Source organism: Xenorhabdus koppenhoeferi (assembly GCF_900116635.1).
Taxonomy (GTDB): domain Bacteria; phylum Pseudomonadota; class Gammaproteobacteria; order Enterobacterales; family Enterobacteriaceae; genus Xenorhabdus; species Xenorhabdus koppenhoeferi.
This window is the reverse complement of sequence record NZ_FPBJ01000010.1, coordinates 42,171-58,031: the sequence shown is the minus strand read 5'-3', so window position 1 is coordinate 58,031 and position 15,861 is coordinate 42,171. Positions and strand designations below refer to the sequence as shown.

General features: G+C 42.0%; 12 protein-coding genes and 7 tRNA genes. 6 read left to right on the top strand and 13 right to left on the bottom strand.

Features of this window, described 5'->3' with window-relative positions; all coding sequences use genetic code 11:
* Positions 1 to 20: 20 nt before the first annotated feature.
* Genes hutC through hutI form a run of 3 tightly spaced genes read right to left on the bottom strand, consistent with a single transcriptional unit; the run spans position 21 to position 3,052 of the window.
* The gene (gene hutC / locus BM329_RS05140; protein ID WP_177216191.1) at positions 21 to 752 is read right to left on the bottom strand and encodes a histidine utilization transcriptional repressor HutC; all 732 of its coding nucleotides are present in this window, start codon (positions 750 to 752) and stop codon (positions 21 to 23) included.
* 46 nt (positions 753 to 798) lie between these two features.
* A complete protein-coding gene (gene hutG, locus BM329_RS05135) occupies positions 799 to 1,758 on the bottom strand; it encodes a formimidoylglutamase (protein ID WP_092549859.1) in 960 nt (319 codons plus the stop codon).
* A 19-nt stretch (positions 1,759 to 1,777) separates the two neighbouring features.
* Positions 1,778 to 3,052 carry an imidazolonepropionase gene (gene hutI, locus BM329_RS05130; RefSeq protein ID WP_092549856.1) on the bottom strand — a complete coding sequence of 425 codons (1,275 nt, stop codon included), beginning with the start codon at positions 3,050 to 3,052 and terminating at the stop codon, positions 1,778 to 1,780.
* Between the two features lie 308 nt (positions 3,053 to 3,360).
* Here hutI and smrB point away from each other — a divergent pair, with 308 nt between their 5' ends.
* Entirely contained in the window at positions 3,361 to 3,903 is a 543-nt protein-coding gene (gene smrB, locus BM329_RS05125) for an endonuclease SmrB (protein WP_092549853.1), read from the top strand.
* Between the two features lie 18 nt (positions 3,904 to 3,921).
* Here smrB and sixA read toward each other — a convergent pair whose 3' ends face one another.
* The 4 genes from sixA to BM329_RS15000 form a co-directional block, all read right to left on the bottom strand.
* Positions 3,922 to 4,404 carry a phosphohistidine phosphatase SixA gene (gene sixA / locus BM329_RS05120; RefSeq protein ID WP_092549850.1) on the bottom strand — a complete coding sequence of 161 codons (483 nt, stop codon included), beginning with the start codon at positions 4,402 to 4,404 and terminating at the stop codon, positions 3,922 to 3,924.
* Positions 4,405 to 4,542: 138 nt separating this feature from the next.
* Positions 4,543 to 6,720, bottom strand: a complete 2,178-nt coding sequence (gene fadJ / locus BM329_RS05115) for a fatty acid oxidation complex subunit alpha FadJ (protein ID WP_092549847.1) — start codon at positions 6,718 to 6,720, stop codon at positions 4,543 to 4,545.
* The gene (gene fadI / locus BM329_RS05110; protein WP_092549844.1) at positions 6,720 to 8,030 is read right to left on the bottom strand and encodes an acetyl-CoA C-acyltransferase FadI; all 1,311 of its coding nucleotides are present in this window, start codon (positions 8,028 to 8,030) and stop codon (positions 6,720 to 6,722) included. The genes fadJ and fadI overlap by 1 nt, the downstream gene beginning before the upstream one ends.
* Before the next feature lie 292 nt (positions 8,031 to 8,322).
* The gene (locus BM329_RS15000) at positions 8,323 to 8,373 is read right to left on the bottom strand and encodes a YfcZ/YiiS family protein (RefSeq protein WP_245759012.1); all 51 of its coding nucleotides are present in this window, start codon (positions 8,371 to 8,373) and stop codon (positions 8,323 to 8,325) included.
* 438 nt (positions 8,374 to 8,811) lie between these two features.
* Here BM329_RS15000 and fadL point away from each other — a divergent pair, with 438 nt between their 5' ends.
* Positions 8,812 to 10,161, top strand: a complete 1,350-nt coding sequence (fadL, locus tag BM329_RS05105; protein WP_092549841.1) for a long-chain fatty acid transporter FadL — start codon at positions 8,812 to 8,814, stop codon at positions 10,159 to 10,161.
* Between the two features lie 73 nt (positions 10,162 to 10,234).
* Here the strand turns inward: fadL and mlaA are convergent, their stop codons facing one another.
* On the bottom strand, positions 10,235 to 10,987 hold the full coding sequence (gene mlaA / locus BM329_RS05100) for a phospholipid-binding lipoprotein MlaA (protein WP_092549838.1): 753 nt from the start codon (positions 10,985 to 10,987) through the stop codon (positions 10,235 to 10,237).
* A gap of 184 nt (positions 10,988 to 11,171) precedes the next feature.
* On the opposite strand from mlaA, the gene BM329_RS05095 reads away from it, so the two are divergent.
* Positions 11,172 to 11,246: transfer RNA gene (locus BM329_RS05095), tRNA-Arg, on the top strand.
* Between the two features lie 223 nt (positions 11,247 to 11,469).
* On the opposite strand, the gene BM329_RS05090 is transcribed toward BM329_RS05095, so the two are convergent.
* The 5 genes from BM329_RS05090 to BM329_RS05070 all read right to left on the bottom strand — a co-directional run bounded on the left by BM329_RS05090 (position 11,470) and on the right by BM329_RS05070 (position 13,253).
* Entirely contained in the window at positions 11,470 to 12,042 is a 573-nt protein-coding gene (locus BM329_RS05090) for an AidA/PixA family protein (RefSeq protein WP_092549835.1), read from the bottom strand.
* Positions 12,043 to 12,801: 759 nt separating this feature from the next.
* A tRNA-Lys gene (locus BM329_RS05085) sits at positions 12,802 to 12,877 on the bottom strand.
* Positions 12,878 to 12,920: 43 nt separating this feature from the next.
* Positions 12,921 to 12,996, bottom strand: a tRNA-Val gene (locus BM329_RS05080).
* Positions 12,997 to 13,039: 43 nt separating this feature from the next.
* Positions 13,040 to 13,115: transfer RNA gene (locus BM329_RS05075), tRNA-Val, on the bottom strand.
* A 62-nt stretch (positions 13,116 to 13,177) separates the two neighbouring features.
* Positions 13,178 to 13,253 (bottom strand) — tRNA-Val (locus BM329_RS05070).
* Positions 13,254 to 13,523: 270 nt separating this feature from the next.
* Here BM329_RS05070 and gltX point away from each other — a divergent pair.
* The 3 genes from gltX to BM329_RS05055 all read left to right on the top strand — a co-directional run bounded on the left by gltX (position 13,524) and on the right by BM329_RS05055 (position 15,344).
* Positions 13,524 to 14,939 (top strand): glutamate--tRNA ligase, encoded by a 1,416-nt coding sequence (gene gltX, locus BM329_RS05065; protein WP_092549832.1) that lies wholly within the window; start codon positions 13,524 to 13,526, stop codon positions 14,937 to 14,939.
* A gap of 198 nt (positions 14,940 to 15,137) precedes the next feature.
* Positions 15,138 to 15,213: transfer RNA gene (locus BM329_RS05060), tRNA-Ala, on the top strand.
* 55 nt (positions 15,214 to 15,268) lie between these two features.
* A tRNA-Ala gene (locus BM329_RS05055) sits at positions 15,269 to 15,344 on the top strand.
* Positions 15,345 to 15,861: the final 517 nt, after the last annotated feature.

Genomic DNA, 15,861 nt, shown 5'->3' with positions numbered 1-15,861 from the left:
TTTACAGTTTAACGGACAGATTATGAACTAAAATGCCCTTTCAATTTATATCGATGTCCGGGAAACAATAACTTAGCACTAGAAACAATAAATTCTTTCGACCAAGTTCGACGGCTGATTAACAAACAAGGCACATTGGCCTCAATTTGCAGTAATCGGCAAGAACGGGCATCTCCCGCAACAGCTTCAACAATATGCTCTCCCTCTGTCAAAGGAGCTACTTGAGATAAATAATCATGGGCAGTTTGTTGGCTGAAATTCTGCCTCAAATATTCCGGCGCAGCCTGAGCGTTGACATAGCGATCTTCAATTTGCACAGGCACCCCATTTTCATAATGTAAAATAATCGAATGGTAGAGAGGCGCGTCTACCGCAATACTAAATTCCGCAGCCTGCGTTATATTGGCTCTCACCTCAGAGAGTTTCAGCACTTTACAACTATGCTGGTGAGAGCGTGAGATAATTTCATCCGCAATACTGTGAATTTCAAACAAAGCGGACTGCCCTTTCGGCTCAGAAACAAACGAACCTACCCCTTGCAGGCGGAATAGAAAACCTTCTACTGTAAGCTCCCGCAACGCCCTATTAGCAGTCATGCGGCTACAGTGAAATTGCTTGACTAATTCAGCTTCAGAAGGAACCCGATCATGCGGTTTCCATTCCCTTGTATAAATTTTCTCAATAATTGCTTGTTTGACTTTCGCATATAAAGGTATTGGCTTGACAAATTCACCTGATAAATTGGCTGCCACAATTACTTACCTCTCACTTTTATCCATACCACTTTCTATTCCACTTTTATCTATTCCACCAGTGCACCAATTGCCATGCGAGACGCGCCGCCACCTTACCTCCCATTCCTTGAATATCATACAAAGGGTTGAGTTCGACCAAATCCACAGCTTGTAATTTTTTACTCTGGCAGATGAGTTGAACCAATGGCAATAAACGTTCTAGCGGAACGCCCAGTGCCGCTGGTGCAGAAACTGCTGGCATTTGCCAAATTGGCAGCACATCCAAATCGATAGTCATATAAATAATATCAACTTGATTAATTATATCTTGCAATTGCTGTTGTACCTTATCCAGCATCGACTCGACACAATGAGTATCCCAAATAATTGTGACATCAAGATGATTCGCCTCATCCAGTAATGCTTGAGTATTCGATGCCAAACTGGCTCCGACACAAGTGTAATTGAATGGATGCTGGTGCTGCTGACAATAGTGAGCAAGCTGCCTAAATGGCGTGCCTGATGTGGGTTGTAACGAATTTCGTAGATCCAGATGCGCATCAAAATTGATAATACCAACACGCTGAGTCGGAAACGCGCGGTATATCCCCATTCCATGAGCAAATGCCGTTTCATGCCCGCCACCAAAAATCAGCGTTTTCATGTTATAACGCTGACACTCATATACCGCATCACCAAGCGCCTCTTGTGCTTCACTCAATTTTTCAGGATCAGCCCGGATATTTCCCAGATCCACCAGCCGATCATGACCATCATAGCTGGCCAGATTTGCCAATGATTGACGCAAATATTCAGGCCCTGATTTCGCTCCCGGACGTCCTTGATTCAGTTTAACCCCTTCATCACACTCAAATCCCAATAATGCAATATGGTGAGGAAACTCTTCTGGGGAAAAACTGGCTGGCTGTTTTATTGTCTGGAAGACACGCAAAGCATTCTCCGCTTCCGCAAGATCATCACGCCCTTGCCAAATATTCTCCGATGTTGGATGCCATAAGTTCATATTCTATTCCTCGCCACTGTTAATGATTGCAATCGTTATCTAAGTGAGAATGGTTTGTGATTTCACCGCGATAAACGCGGTAAACCAATGGATTGCGTCCCAATTCATATAAGATATCAACCGGATTTTCGGCATCCCAAACCACAAAATCTGCCCTATAACCTGCCGCTAATTGTCCGTGACTAGCCGCTCGCCCTAATGCACGAGCAGCATGGATGGTCACACCCTGCCATGCTTCTTCTGGCGTAAAACCAAACTGCACGCAAGCCATGTTCATAATCAGACGCAAAGAAGCAAATGGGCTGGTACCAGGATTGAAATCTGTCGAAATAGCCATTGGAATACCATATTGGCGCAATAATGCGATGGGGGGACGTTTCGTCTCTCTCAGGAAATAAAATGCTCCCGGCAGTAACACTGCGGCTGTTCCACTGCGGCTGATGGCTTCAATTCCCTTTTCATCTAGGTGTTCAATGTGATCAACTGACCAGCCTTGATATTCAGCCACTAATTCACTGCCGCCTAAATTAGAAAGTTGCTCAACATGACCTTTTATTGGGATATTTAACCGTTTTGCGGTATCAAACACGCGCTTGGTCTGGTCAATATTAAAACCGACTGTTTCACAAAATACATCTACAGCTTCAAATAACTTTTTCTGCCGGAGGGCAGGAAGAATGGTTTCGCAAACTAAATCGATATAAGCATCAGGATTGTGTTTGTATTCGGGTGGAACAGCATGGGCCGAAAGTAATGTTGGGCTAATTTCGATGGGATTTTTCTGTGTCAACGCTCGCACGACATTCAACTGTTTTTCTTCATTATCCAGATCTAATCCATAACCTGATTTTATCTCGACTGTTGTCACACCTTCAGCAATCAAAGCATCAAGCCGCTTTTGAGCAGAGTCTTCCAATTGATGGGCAGGGCTGTTTCTCGTTGCATTGACCGTTGAATTAATCCCCCCACCTTTGGCACTAATCTCTTCATAAGAAACTCCATTCAAGCGCAGTTCCCATTCGGATGCCCGATTACCGCCAAAAACTAAATGGGTGTGGCAATCGATTAAACCGGGAGTAATTAACCGCTGTTCTGCATCAATAATTTTACAATTTTTGCCTGGCACACTGTCTGTCGGTAAGATTGCGAGGATCTTTTCATCCCGGATAATCAGATCATGCTGCTCTAACATTCCATAATTATTTTTGCCATCAACGTTCTTAATTGCAGGGTTCATTGTGGCAAGCCTGGCATTACGCCAAATAACATCGGTATCTTTTAGTTCAATCGACATTACTCTCTTCCTGTTATTTTTTCTTATTAATATCAATTTTCATGTTGTATATACATTTATTTTATAACCAAACATGATTGTCAAATCATTTTGTGTATAACTTGTTCTTTAAAACGATAGCTTCTATACACAATGGATTTCAAGTTGCATCGCGACGGCAAGAGAGCAAATCCCCGGGAGCATAGATAACTATGTGGCCGGGGTGAGCGAGCGCAGCCAACAAAGAGGCAGTTTGAAAGACGAAGTGTATAAGAAAAAACACAAAAATCAGGTACAATTATCAAAAATTGTTAGCTAATTGACGAGTAATGAAGAAGAAGAACCTACTAAACAAAGAAGATGTTGAACTATTCAGAAAATCTGTAACAGGAACCCGCCGAATTGTCCACGATACGGTTTTGCATCCTCCGAAAAGAAAAAAAGTCAGTCATGTTGCCCCTGAACGCCTTATACAAGAACAGGTCGATGCCAGTTACTATTTTTCTGATGAGTTCCAGCCTAATATCGATACAGAAGGAGCAACCCGCTATGTTAAAGAAGGTGCTAATCATTATGAATTGAAAAAATTGCGCCGTGGGGATTATCCCCCTGAACTGCTCCTTGATTTACATGGGTTAACTCAATTACAGGCTAAGCAGGAAATAGGCGCTTTGATCGCAGTCTGTCGTCGTGAGCATGTCTATTGTGCCTGTGTGATGCATGGTCATGGCAAACATATTCTCAAGCAACAAACGCCATTATGGCTTGCCCAACATCCGGATATCATTGCTTTCCACCAGGCCCCCAAAGAATGGGGAGGAAACGCTGCATTACTCATTTTGGTAGAACTGGATGAGCTTACACAGCGTTAGTTTTTCTTCTGTATAACGTTAGGTTTTTTTGGCTAACTGTGCCGGAGAAATTTGCCATAATAAGCGACCTTTCTCCGTTTGCTGCTCCCATTCCACACAAGCGATGCTGGATGTAGCAAACATCGGGGGTGTTTGCCCGGGGCAAAGTTCAGCAACCAAATAACCGACTAACGGTAAATGAGAAACAATTAATACCGCTTTACGCCCTTGCGTTGCCAGAACCTGCAAATAACTGGCTACCAGTGCCACATCGCCCGATGGTATTAATTCAGCCAGCACTTCTTGGTTGTCTGGCAGAACCAATTTTTCGCGAACTACCTTTAGCGTCTGCTCTGCACGGATATAGGGACTGACCAAAACAGAATCAATGCCAGATATTTGTTGTGAAAGCCAGCATGCTACTTCCCGGGATTCTTGATAACCACGTGGAGTTAATTCTCTCGCTATATCACTGATTGCATCTAAAGTAGCATCACCGTGACGCATAATAAAAACATACATAATTCACCGTCTAGTTAATTGCAAGCTGTCTCAAGGCAAAGCACGATTAATTTTCTTGGGACAAGTTATTAGCTATACCCTTCATCTTTCAACTATACCCGTCGTCTTTCAAGTTGCAGCTTTTTAAAAAATATATATTTATGTGTGAAACTTCTTTTTCTGTTCAGCCATCTGGATTAGTCTCTCGCACGGAGTAAATTTTTCTCCATATTTTGATTCCAAACGACGTAAAACTCCCACAACCTTATCACTACCAAGCTGATCGATATAACGGAATGGCCCTCCAAGGAACGGCGGGAATCCAATGCCAAATACAGCACCAATATCGCCATCACGAGGGCTTCGGATAATTCCCTCATCCAGACAGTGAACTGCTTCGTTCAGCATAAGCATCACACAACGCTCAGCAATATCAACAGGTGACATTTTTGCTGCGGGTCTGATTTTTAATAAGGAATAAATAGATGTGTCTACTTCTTTGGACGTTTTACCAAAAGACTTAAAGAAGCCTTTTTTATCCACATATGAATAAAAACCTCGTCCATTCTTCTTACCTTTCCTATTGTTTTTTAAGATCACTTCCAAAATCTCTGGAGCAGCAAATCTATTGCCCAATTGCCCGACTAATATCGGGATAATTTTGGTACCCACATCTATACCAACTTCGTCCAGCAAATTAATTGGGCCAATAGGAAACCCGAAATTAACCAGAGCCTTGTCGATATGATCAACTGGTTCTCCTTCTACCAAACAATAACCTGCTTCATTAATGTAAGGTGTTAAAATTCGGTTTACGTAGAATCCGGCTTTATCACCGACAACAATCGCCGTTTTCCCCTGTTTTTTCGCCAGTGAAACAGCGGTGGCAATTGTTTTTTCACTTGTCCCTGCATGTGGAATAACTTCTACCAAAGGCATTTTGTCAACAGGACTAAAATAGTGAAGGCCGATGACCTGCTCAGGCCGCGTTGAGACTTCAGCAATTTTATGGATTGGTAACGAGGAAGTGTTAGAAGCAAAAATAGTGTCAGGTTTTGTGTTGTCTTCAACTTCAGAAACCATTTTGCGTTTCAGTATCAAATCTTCAAATACAGCTTCAACCACAATATCTGCTTGCTTAAATCCGCTGTAATCTGTGGTTCCAGTCAATAAAGACATTTGTCGGGAGCGCTCACTGGGTTTCAAACGATGCTGTTTTACTCGCTTAGAAAGCAGATCCCACGTATATTCCAGTGCCTGATTGATGCCTTTTTCATTAATGTCTTTAATGCGGGCAGATAGATTGCCCCGGGTTATGGTAACGTTGGCAATCCCGCCACCCATCAGGCCTCCACCCAAAATCCCCACCTGTTTAATTTCCGCAGGCTGCTCTGACGAGCCAGTTTCATTTTTTAACGTCGTCGAAGCGAAAAACAAGCTCCGCAGTGCCGCTGATTCCGGTGACATAGCCAACTCGCCGAATACCCTGGCTTCAGCCTTAAAACCGTGTATCGCTCCTTTTTCCAGCCCTGTGCGGATCACATTGATGATTTTTTCTGGTGCCGGATAATGACCGTGAGTTTTGGCTTGTGTTTTTTGATGCACCATATGAAATAGTAGTGGCCTACCCAGTGCACTCGCCATTATACGTTGTGACCATGCTAATGGTTTGCGTTTGATAATGCCTTTTTTAGCATATTGCACAGCCACATCCAGCAAGATATCCAAAGGAACAGCGTCATCCACAACACCCAACCGTTTCGCCTGCCTAGCCTTAAGCTGACGACCAGTCAATATCATGTCCAAAGCGGCGCTGACACCAACCAGACGAGGCAACCGCTGAGTTCCTCCGGAACCCGGTAATAAGCCAAGCTGAACTTCCGGCAAACCAAGTCGTGTCTTATCATCCAAAGAACAGATACGCGCGTGGCAAGCCAATGCCAGTTCCAGCCCTCCTCCTAAACATGCTCCATGAATCGCAGCCACTATCGGTAAAGGATAATTGGCAATTGTTGCAAATAATTTTTGTCCTTTTTCAGCTAATTCTGTCGCTTCTTCCTGTGTTTGACAGCCAGCAATCATACTGATGTCTGCGCCGGCAATAAACGTATCCGGCTTTCCGGATATAATCACCAGCCCTTTTAAGCCGGAAACTTGTTGTGCTTTTTCAAACGTTGTCTGGAACTGTTCAACAAATTCGGCTTTCAGGGTATTCACTTTCTCACCCGGTACATCAATAGTGATGACACCCACATTGTCGTCCCTGACAGAAAAATTGAATACTGATTGATTTGATTGCGTTGTTGAGATGACGGTTTCTTTTTCAGCCAGAGCCATTATTCGACCTCCAATACCATTGCTGCACCCAATCCACCTGCGGCACAGGCAGTTGTTAGCCCCAAACCACCGCCCCGGCTGCGCAATTCATTCAATGTTTGGGTAACCATTCGAGCACCTGTCGCAGCAAATGGATGACCATAAGCAATTGACCCACCCAGTACATTGAATTTAGCCATATCCACTTCACCCATTGCCTGATCACGTCCTAGCTTTTCACGGGCAAATTTTTCACTGGCAAACATGTTTAAATTCGCCAGCGTTTGAGCCGCAAACGCTTCATGCATATCAATAAGGGTGAGTTCATTCAACGTGATGCCTGCACGATCTAATGCCAACGGTGTCGCATAAGAGGGTCCCAGTAACATATCCTGCCAAACATCAATCGCAGAAAATGCGTAGCTACGTAAATATCCCAATGGGATCATGCCCAGCTCTTTAGCTACCGATTCACGCATTAATATAACTGCTGCCGCACCATCAGTCAGCGGCGTACTATTTGCCGCTGTAACCGTACCATATTTACGGTCAAAAGCTGGACGCAACTTAGCGTAAGAAGACAATACTGAATTTTTCCGAATATTATTATCTTCCAACAAAGTTTCACGGTATGGCGGAAAATGTGCTGGCACAACTTCATCATTCAAAAGCCCCTGTTCCCAGGCTTGAGCTGCCAGTACATGGGAACGGTGTGCCAGAGCATCCTGTTCTTCACGACTGATATGATAGGTTTTTGCCATCTGCTCTGCCGTATCTCCCATTCTCAAGCCAGTTGAATATTCAGCGACTGCCGGAGATACTGGCAATAAATCTCGTAATTTCAACCGACTGAGTAATTTTAGTCGTTGAGACAGGCTCTTGGCTTTGTTCATATCAACCAAAGTGCGGGCCAGTGATTTAGTTACCCCAATGGGTAAAACAGATGAAGAATCGGCACCGCCTGCAATCCCGATGTTCACTGAACCCGCCATAATGCTTTCAGCCACATTTGCAATTGCCTGAAAACTTGTTGCACAAGCACGAGAAACACTATAGGCATCAGTATTCACACTTAAGCCTGTACCTAAAACAATCTCTCGCGCAATATTTGGTGCTTCCGGCATTTGAACAACCTGTCCAAAAACCAATTGGTCGATCTTCTCAGGCGATAAACCACTCCTAATGATCAGTTCACTGACGACGGCTTTTCCTAAATCGACAGCCGGAACACCGTGGTAGAAAGTTGCCTGTTTCGCAAAAGGAATGCGCAACCCGCTGACAATAGCAACACGGTCTTTTTGCTGTGTTACTTTTGTTGAAGAACAACCCATAGCAACTCCTGCAATAATTATTAATTAAATCAATTGATTGATTAAAAAAATTCACTCACCTCATAAGAGGTCAGACCTGATAAGGCATTGTTAACGCAATGTTGGTAAATAGCAAACAGGAATAAATGAAAAATGCGAGCAAGCGCAACTTTAAGGTATTTATAATTTATACAACTTGGATGGAGAATGTGCGACTCATATATAAAAAAGACCATTATTTACCATCGTTGACAACCAATTTTCCCACTGCTCAATATAACAAAACAATGGGAAAATCGTTGTTCAGGAGAGACTAACGCAACCCTGACTGAAATATCAGGGCTTCTGCCTGACAGCCAAAAATAAAATCTACCGATAATTGTATTCCACCCTCACCCCTTCTATATTATGGTGTATAAGATATGGTAACGGTTAATTGCATCAGGCATTTTTATTTCTCCAACAATCAAAACTTACTGATGATTGTACGTTGCCTTAATTGCTAATAACTAGTGTTTAAGCGATTTGAAACCCTCTATCTCACTATTTATTGATTTCAATACAGCAAACAATAACCGCTTACATTTGATTAACATTGATTGTCTGTTTTTTGTTAAGCAAGTCCCATTTTGGTAATCATTTTAGTTATATTTTAAAAACATTCTTGCAACACATTCTATTATCAGGCCTATACTTCGTGTACTGGTCTGATTTGTCATTATGGCAAACCGACCCTACAATCCCGCGCTCTCAGCTACTTGAGTAGCATGTTAAATAATAATTAAACAATGAGGTTTTGGTTATGAGCCAGAAAACCCTATTTACACGTTCAGCACTAGCAGTGGCGGTTGCAATTCTTTCATCCAATGCCAGTGCTGCCGGTTTTCAATTGAATGAATATTCAACAACAGGACTAGGTCGTGCATTTTCTGGTGAAGGTGCCATCGCAGACAACGCGACTGTGGGCAGTCGTAACCCTGCTGCCATGACCTTATTTGATCGTCCTTCGTTTTCCAGCGGCGTAATTTATGTCAACCCGAATGTTGATATTACAGGTGAATCTCCAGTAACTCGCAAGAGCACTAATGCTAAAAATATTGCCCCAAATGCATGGATCCCAAACCTGCATTTTATTGCACCAATTAATGACCAGTGGTTTGTGGGTGCATCCGCAACTTCCAACTTTGGCTTAGCGACTAATTTCAGCAATAACTATAATGCTGGCCTGCTTGGCGGTAAAACTGATCTTAAAACCGTGAACCTAAACCTAAGCGGTGCTTACAAACTTGACGATCATTTCAGCTTTGGCTTAGGTGTCAACGCCGTTTATGCTGATGCCACGATTGTTCGCCATATGGGTGAAATAGGCACAATCATCACTGATAAAGCTCAAAAAGCAGGTTCTTCAATCACTATTCCAGCATCGGCTGAAGCTGCCAGACTAGAAGGTAAATATTGGGGCTATGGCTGGAACGCAGGTTTGTTATATCAATATGACGAAAATAACCGTTATAGCCTGACTTACCGTTCAAAAGTCAAAGTGAAATTCAAGAGCGGTGATTACAGCAATGATTTGCCATATATACCTGGACCAAGACCAATAAGTTTTGAGCAAGGAACTAACGGCGAAATGGTCAAAGGTAAATTAGATCTGAATCTTCCGGATATGTGGGAATTATCCGGTTATAACCGTGTAGCCCCACAATGGGCAATTCATTATAGCTTCTTGTACACAGGCTGGAGTGAATTCAAGGAATTGAAAGCAACAAGAAGCGATACAGGTAAAGTTGCATTTAATAAACACGAAGGTTTCCGTGATGCTTACCGCATCTCGCTGGGTACAACTTACTACTATGACGATAACTGGACATTCCGTACTGGTATCGCTTTTGATGAAAGCCCAGTACCGGCCAAAAACCGCTCTATCTCCATACCTGACCAAGATCGTTTCTGGTTGAGTGTGGGAACCACTTACGCATTCAATAAAGATGCCTCTGTTGATGTCAGTGTTTCCTATATGCGCGGCAAAAAAGTACATGTAAGTGAAACACTGCCAGAAGAGATTCAGGCAAAAGGTTTCAAAGCACCTTATGAATTCGATTCAAAAGGAGCGGCATGGCTGTACGGTATGAACTTTAACTACTCGTTCTAATATTCAATTTAACCGAATGCCATAATCTAAAAAGGATAGCACTTGCTATCCTTTTTAGATTATGAGTTCCAAACTAATCGATGGAATCCAATTCATCCTGAATACTTGCGGCATTAGGATTTTTTTCTGCTTCCAGTTTACCACCACTAGCCATAAAGTCATGACGCTGGAAGTAAGCATCACGCATCATTAAATAGGGATCTGAAGAGTTCTTCAGCAAACCGTCAGAATACAGCAGACGAGCACGCGTTTCTATCCCTTCAACTATCCATTTACCTACCGACATCCAACCAGTGAGATAACTCAGCAGAGGATAAGTCATATCCGCAAAGTCACCCCCTTCATCACGCAATGTGAAACTCCCATAACCAGGCAAAACAATATACGGGCCATAACCCACATTATAATATCCTAATGTGCTACCAAAACGCATTGAGTCTTCTTTTGCCAGTTTAGGATTTGCCATTGAAGCTACATCAATAAACCCGCCCATCCCCAACAGAGTATTCAAAAAGAAACGGCTAAAATGTTTTGCACCTTCATGAACATCACCACGCAAGAAACTGTTTACCATACTGGCTGGCTCTTCAAGATTGCTCGTAAAATTGCCGAGACCATTTCGGGCAGGCACGGGGACATAATTTCGCCAGGCCACAGCAACGGGCCTTAAAACATAAGGGTCGAGAACATCATAATTAAAGTTGAACATAGCACGGTTAAAGCCTTCCAGTGGGTCTGAACGCCCCTGTTGCACCGTATTTGATGAACCGGCACATCCCACTAGTAAGACTGCTGTAAGAGCAACCCCGCCCAGACGATACTTCATATAGTTCTCCACATAATTACTTTTAGACATTGACTCTCACACCGCATACCGATCAATGTACCCAATATGTTAAATATACTGCCAATTTTTCATTAATGGTAATCAAAAAGAGTGGTTATTATATGGCCAAACAGTTTGCCATGCCTTATCTCCAGCAAAAAAAACAGGTATACTAGCTTCCGTTGTCCCCTTAGTTAAATGGATATAACGAGCCCCTCCTAAGGGCTAATTGCAGGTTCGATTCCTGCAGGGGACGCCATTCGATAGTTCACTGCATTCTTACCTGTTCGCAAAATCCTTTCTTGATGAATACATCGAATACTAAACGGTTCAAGGTAAAACGGAAGGGCCTGAGTCCAGTGGAATACCGAAATCAGGCCAAGTTAGTGATTTAATAAAAGTGTCCAACTTTATGGAGCCATTTCACGGAGCACAGCCTTGAATATTATAATTGAATTTAGATTATCTTAATCCAATAAACTCTAATTGCTATTATCAAGACGAATGCCGGGATCCATCATTACATAGCCCAATAGTTTCCCGTCTTTATATATTCCGAAAACAAGGGAATAAGATAGTGTCACACTCGTTCCAAGGAAAGGCATTTTTTGAACTGTAGATTCCCAGTAATAACTTTTTACTTGTTGAGGTATTACTTCTAATGGTTTTGCTGTCTCTACATCCATAATATAATCATAAAAATGCTTCACAGTCATGGGTGATAAATGCTCGTGTATTAAATCCTCATTATGTATATTACGAGGAGGAAATGCCTCAAATTTTACTAATGCTGTCGAATATATGGAGTTCTTAGTTAAAGTAGTATCTCTCCAACGAAGAACATCACCTTTATTTGCACTAACAATTAAATCACCTGACCCTTGATGTAAATAAACATTATTTTTCTCAGTAAACAGATGGAAATATTCATTATAATCATTAATCGGGGTAGGAGAATCCGGATGAATGCTAAGTCTATTACCATATCTTTTAACAAGGTCGTCGGCTTGAATAGTAATCAATATATCTATTATTTTTTGGCTAGAACCTGACATAATAGCACCTTAATTAGTTAATTAAATTGATAATTATCATGCGATAATTTTAATAACAACCAACATAAACTCATAAGCCACTTACAGGATTTAATGTAATAAAAAAATACCAAATACTAAATATTAAAAAAAAACAGTCATGCAAGAATAAGTAAGTTACAATATAAATATTCTGATGTATAAATTGCCTCTATGGTTTTTTGTTTATCTCCATTATTGTTGTGAAGCAAGCCTTGCTATATATACCCGTCGTCTTTCAAGTTGCAGCTTTGTTGGCTGCGCTCACTCACCCCAGTCACATAGTTAGCTATGCTCCTGGGGGTTCATTCCCTTGCCGTCGTGCTGCATCTTGAAATCCATTGGGTATAGCGACTTATTGATGTTGCCGATTTCAAATTGATAGAAAATCAAAACCAGCGTGCTATTTATGAGAAAAGCGCGCTGAAATTAGCGCGAGAGTTGATTGTAAGTAGGGAAAGATACCCTAATTTCTCTCTCATTCGACGCTACATAGCACAGTCTTAAAAGGAAAATATAAAATGAATAAATAACTTCAAGCAAGTGACATTTTCATCTGTCTTATTACCAGGCTCATTTTGAACCCAATGCTGTTATTCATAATTTCCAATGGAATAGAAAAGACAACTGATCAGTTAAATACTTTACTGAAAAAGTTATGCAAAACAGGATGTAGTAACGGAAATAGAATTTCAGACTGGAAGTGTTTAGATGAGGTGGTGGGCGATACCCGATTCGAACTGGTGGGTCGTGCAGGATTCGAACCTGCGACCAATTGATTAAAAGTCAACTGCTCTACCGACTGAGCTAACGACCCATTCTAAATATCAAGTGTGATACTGCGGAACAATCTAATGAAGTGGTGGGCGATACCAGATTCGAACTGATGACCCCCTCCTTGTAAGGGAGATGCTCTACCAACTGAGCTAATCGCCCACTTCAGATGACTATAACGACATCGATACCACTGATTCATGATTGGTGGGCGATACCAGATTCGAACTGATGACCCCCTCCTTGTAAGGGAGATGCTCTACCAACTGAGCTAATCGCCCAATCATAAAATCTTTTTTATCACTACGTTCATAACTAACGTTGCTTATCACTACGAGAGAGATGGTGGGCGATACCAGATTCGAACTGATGACCCCCTCCTTGTAAGGGAGATGCTCTACCAGCTGAGCTAATCGCCCCGTCGTGATGGAGTCGCATTATAGGGATAGTTCGAGGTGAGTCAACGGTTTTTATTATTAAAATAATCGTTCGTCGTAAAATTAAACAGAATGAAACAATTATAATCACGCTGGGGTATCATCTGGTCAATACATTTTGTCTTTTCTCAACAACCTACTGTTAACAGCATTGAGGAATTGAAGTGCGGTGATAAAATGATTCCTACTATTGTTACACCAATCATCCAAAACGTTCTCTAAACAAGAGAAACGTAATTAAGGCAATTCCTGATGAGTAAAATTAAAACCCGTTTTGCGCCAAGTCCAACTGGCTACCTTCACGTTGGTGGTGCGCGTACTGCCCTTTATTCCTGGTTATACAGCCGCCACAATAAAGGTGAATTTGTTCTTCGTATTGAAGACACCGATCTGGAACGTTCCACTCAAGAAGCCATTGATGCAATTATGGACGGGATGAACTGGTTAAGCCTAAATTGGGATAAAGGCCCTTATTATCAGACCAAACGTTTTGACCGTTATAACCAAGTTATTGATGAAATGCTGGAACAGAGTACAGCTTACCGCTGTTATTGTTCCAAAGAACGTTTGGAGCAACTGCGTGAAACACAAATGGCAAATGGTGAAAAACCACGCTATGACGGGCAGTGCCGTGACAGCGAGTGCCAACATAGCCATAATGAACCCCATGTTGTACGTTTCCGCAATCCGCAAGAAGGATCAGTCATTTTTAATGATAGCATCCGTGGCCCGATTGAATTCAGTAATCAGGAACTGGATGATTTGATTATTCGCCGTACCGATGGCTCACCAACTTATAACTTCTGTGTTGTCATTGATGACTGGGATATGGAAATCACCCATGTTATTCGTGGAGAAGACCATATCAACAATACTCCGCGCCAAATCAATATCCTCAAATCCCTCGGTGCTCCGATTCCAGAATATGCCCACGTTTCCATGATCCTTGGAGATGATGGTAAAAAACTATCCAAACGTCATGGTGCAGTCAGTGTGATGCAGTACCGCGATGACGGTTATCTGCCAGAGGCTCTGTTGAACTATCTGGTTCGCCTGGGTTGGTCACATGGCGATCAGGAAATTTTCGATGTTGACGAAATGACTGCATTATTCAGTCTGGATGCTATCAGCAAATCCGCCAGCGCATTTAACACTGAAAAACTGCAATGGTTGAATCATCATTACATTAATACCCTGCCAGCAGAAAAAGTTGCTGTACATTTAGCGTGGCATATTGAACAGCAAGCTATCGATACACACACTGGCCCAGAATTAGTTGATTTGGTCAAGCTGTTGGGCGAACGCTGCAAGACTTTAAAAGAAATGGCAGGTTCTTGCCGCTATTTCTATGAAGAATTTATTGAATTCGATGTGGATGCTGCGAAGAAACATTTACGCCCTGTTGCTCGCCAGCCATTAGAAGTTGTCCGTGCAAAATTGGCAGCTATCACTGAATGGACACCAGAAAACATCCATCATGCAATTCAGGCAACGGCTGATGAACTGGAAGTTGGTATGGGTAAAGTGGGTATGCCACTGCGTGTTGCTGTGACGGGTGCGGGCCAGTCTCCAAGTGTTGATGTCACGATTCATGCCATCAACCAACCCCGCTCTTTGTCTCGTATTGATAAGGCCTTATCTTATATTGCTCAGCGTGAAGCACAATAAATCGCCATTTAATAATTTGATGTAAAAGTAAAAGATGAAGTAGATAAAGGCACTCAATCTATTGCTGTGTCTTTATTTTTACTGTCTGCATTACCTATTGATGGCTTTTTCAACGCTTATACAGAGAATATTAATGAATCCATTGACAGAATTCTCTGGGTTTCATATGATTCGCCCCGTTCCACAGGATTTTGGTTTGGGGCTATAGCTCAGCTGGGAGAGCGCTTGCATGGCATGCAAGAGGTCAGCGGTTCGATCCCGCTTAGCTCCACCAAATACTTATAATTTCCAGTCAGTATTTGGCACTTAAAACCTGAACAACATTTCGTGGGGCTATAGCTCAGCTGGGAGAGCGCTTGCATGGCATGCAAGAGGTCAGCGGTTCGATCCCGCTTAGCTCCACCAAAATTCTACAATCCCCTGAAAACTTTCGTTTTCAGGGGATTTTCTTTTAGACAAATATAATGAAATTAGTCTGTCATTTTCCTACGATCAAAAAATAGTAACACTGTACACATGGCCTAATTCATAGTTATATTTATACATAAAGCGATTTAAAAATATCAAATTATTGTAATACTTTTTATTTTTAAATTAAAAGTTCCATCCGAATAACTTGAGTCTACATCAACTTTATTATAAAGACTGTCATCACAATTTTTTCCATTACCTCCATTACCTCCATTACTGATATTATTTTCAGAATCATCAACAAAGATAACTTCTAATAAACCTCAAGCCCCCGAAACTTTTCGACTCTTCCCCTTGATGGAAAGAACATTCAGCTTATCGGCGAGATAGATGAGTCATAGTATGCTTGGGAACCCCGCCTGAAACTAATATCTATTAACTAAACGCTACAAATTTCTGTTTAGCCAATCCAATCACATTTTCCTACATTTCACTTTTAAGTAAAAAATTA

Coding starts and splice junctions, on each gene's coding strand:
- fadI (WP_092549844.1), bottom strand. CDS start 8,030: ATGGGTTGTTCTTCAACAAAAGTAACACAGCAAAAAGACCGTGTTGCT.
- hutI (WP_092549856.1), bottom strand. CDS start 3,052: ATGTCGATTGAACTAAAAGATACCGATGTTATTTGGCGTAATGCCAGG.
- smrB (WP_092549853.1), top strand. CDS start 3,361: ATGAAGAAGAAGAACCTACTAAACAAAGAAGATGTTGAACTATTCAGA.
- gltX (WP_092549832.1), top strand. CDS start 13,524: ATGAGTAAAATTAAAACCCGTTTTGCGCCAAGTCCAACTGGCTACCTT.
- hutG (WP_092549859.1), bottom strand. CDS start 1,758: ATGAACTTATGGCATCCAACATCGGAGAATATTTGGCAAGGGCGTGAT.
- sixA (WP_092549850.1), bottom strand. CDS start 4,404: ATGTATGTTTTTATTATGCGTCACGGTGATGCTACTTTAGATGCAATC.
- mlaA (WP_092549838.1), bottom strand. CDS start 10,987: ATGAAGTATCGTCTGGGCGGGGTTGCTCTTACAGCAGTCTTACTAGTG.
- fadJ (WP_092549847.1), bottom strand. CDS start 6,720: ATGGCTCTGGCTGAAAAAGAAACCGTCATCTCAACAACGCAATCAAAT.
- fadL (WP_092549841.1), top strand. CDS start 8,812: ATGAGCCAGAAAACCCTATTTACACGTTCAGCACTAGCAGTGGCGGTT.
- BM329_RS05090 (WP_092549835.1), bottom strand. CDS start 12,042: ATGTCAGGTTCTAGCCAAAAAATAATAGATATATTGATTACTATTCAA.